General features: G+C 38.6%; 2 protein-coding genes. Both read left to right on the top strand.

Features of this window, described 5'->3' with window-relative positions; genetic code table 11:
- Positions 1–161 precede the first annotated feature (161 nt).
- Positions 162–860: a ComF family protein gene (locus BLR37_RS25040; RefSeq protein WP_090773448.1), complete on the top strand. Its 699-nt coding sequence runs from the start codon at positions 162–164 to the stop codon at positions 858–860.
- A 60-nt stretch (positions 861–920) separates the two neighbouring features.
- Positions 921–2,294 carry a hypothetical protein gene (locus BLR37_RS25035; protein ID WP_090773446.1) on the top strand — a complete coding sequence of 458 codons (1,374 nt, stop codon included), beginning with the start codon at positions 921–923 and terminating at the stop codon, positions 2,292–2,294.
- Positions 2,295–2,616 lie beyond the last annotated feature (322 nt).

Raw genomic sequence — 2,616 nt, 5'->3', positions numbered from 1 at the left:
CCACCTAAACCCGATAGAACGTAAAGCCCGGAGCGAGGTACGAGTGAGGACTTGAAGGAATAGCGGGACTACCAAAACCAACGAAGCACAGGAACCTGCTTTGCTAAAAAATAGACCCTACTTTATATTTATTATTGATGAAAAATAGATAAATTAGGTATATGGTAACCTTAAAACGTCTCACATCGGATTTAATTTCATTACTGTTCCCTGAACTCTGCAATGCCTGTGGCACAACTTTATTTCATAACGAGAAGCTTATTTGCATCAAGTGCCTGTACGATCTTCCTTTTACAGATTACCATCAGTATGCAGAAAACCGTGTTACCAAACAATTGTGGGGCCGAGTACCACTGAATGCTGCCATGGCCATGCTTTATTTCAGAAAAGGTGCAAAAGTTCAAAACCTGATTCATAGCCTCAAATACAATGGAAAAACTGATGTTGGGCTATTATTAGGGAAAATGATGGGCGAAAGGTTAAGAAATAGCGTGCTTTACCAGGATGTTAACGTGATTATCCCGGTCCCTTTACATCCAAAAAAACACAAACAAAGAGGATATAACCAATGTAGCTTTATTGCAAAAGGGCTGGCTGAAAGCATGGACACATATTTTAACGAGAGCAACCTGATCAGGAGCGCTTTTACCGAGAGCCAAACCAAAAAGAGCAGGTACAACCGCTACGAAAATATGCAGAACATGTTTAAAGTAACATCGCCCGGAGAGATTTTAAATAAACACATTTTGCTGATTGACGATGTAATTACAACCGGGGCAACTTTGGAAGCCTGTGCCAACGAGCTGCTGAATGCCGGAGCGGCCAAAGTAAGTGTTGCTGCTGTGGCTTTTGCCGAGTAAAGCCTGTTAATGTTACCAGCTGTTGTTGCAACTACTGGAACATTTTTATAAGTTTGATTTATGCGTTTCAATATTGGCCTGCTGTTATTGTTTATTTTCATGGTATCGGCCTGCCGGAAAGGAGAGCGCATAACCACCGATCCAAACGCCAAACTGAGCATTTCTAATCCCGAAATTTTGTTCGATACTATTTTTACTTCGGTAGGCTCGGTAACGAAAAGGATAAAGATTGCCAACAAGAATAATGATGCGGTTAAAATTTCTGAAATAAAGCTGGCTGGAGGCAATACTTCCCCCTTTACCATTAACATTAACGGAGAAAACCTCCTGAACAAAAACGACCTGATTATCAATGGTCAGGATTCAATTAACCTGTTTGTGAAGGTTACGATTAACCCTAACGCGCAGAACCTGGCTTTTCTGGTTCAGGATTCTATTATTTTAAACACCAATGGCAACAGGCAGGTGGTGCAACTTCTGGCTTACGGCCAAAATGCCATATTTGTTAATAATGCAGTTATTAATAGCAATGCTGTTTGGGTAAAAGCTTTACCGTATATTATTAATGGTACACTAACGGTAAAAAGTGCTTCTACTCTTACTATGCAGCCAGGCACCAAAATTTATTTCCATAAAGATGCCAACCTAAACATAGAAGGGAGCCTTAATGTTAACGGCACCATTAGCGAGCCGGTGATTTTCTGCAGCGACAGGTTGGAAAAAATATACGATGACGAACCCGGACAATGGAAGGGAATTTTTATTAAACGAAACGGCAATGGGCTAATCAAACATGCCATCATCAAAAATGCATCGGTTGGCATCACCTCCGATTCCTTATCGCTAAATGCAAATCCGAAATTGATTTTAAGCAGTAGTATTATTAAAAACATGCAGGTTGCAGCCTATATAGGTTACCATTCTGAACTTTTAGCTTTTAATAACCTGATGTACAATTGCGGCAATTACCTGATTTATGCCGTAGGAGGAGGAAACTATAACCTGAAGCAAAACACTTTTGCCGGTTACAACCTAAATTTTCCAAGAAAAACCGCAGCTTTAAGCTTTTCCGATTACTTATCTGCAAATGCTTACAATAAACTTCAGTTAGATTTAACCAATAATATTATCTGGGGAAGTTTAACCAATGAGCTCGATATTCAAAGAAAAACATCGGCAATTGTGCAACTTAGCTTGTGGAATAACATTATCAGAACTACCAGCAGCAGCTACAACAACAATGGCAACATTTTAAACGTAGATCCGCTTTTTGCAGATAAGGTTTTGGAGAATTTCGAAGTACAAACCAATAGTCAGGCAGTAAAAAAGGGAAAAGATTTAAGCACTGACCTGTATTTCAGTAATTATTTGAATAAGGACATGAAAGAAAATTCAAGATTTTACCCCTCAACCTTAGGCTGTTACGAAAAATAATCACTTTTTTTCACTTCCTTGAAAACAATTTGGCATAAACTCTCGTTTATATATTCGAGAGCGTTAATTTAGATGGTAAGGGTCGATATTTCTTCAAAGAATATCGGCCCTTTACTTTTTAGCAAATCACAGCGTAAAAAGAGATGAAGCGCTGTTGAAAGTTAATGGTATTTAGTTGATAGACGCCTAAGCCAAAAACTCAGTAAGCATCAACTTTTTCTTAATGTACCTATAAACAAAAAGAGCCCTGCATATTACACTGCCCCCAAAAAGTTAGACACTATTTGGGGGCATTTTTATGGTTAAATACAAAAAACACAAA

The organism is Pedobacter soli (assembly GCF_900101435.1).
Taxonomy (GTDB): Bacteria; Bacteroidota; Bacteroidia; order Sphingobacteriales; family Sphingobacteriaceae; genus Pedobacter; species Pedobacter soli.
The sequence above is the reverse complement of the archived record's forward strand: the minus strand, read 5'-3'. Positions and strand labels throughout refer to the sequence as shown.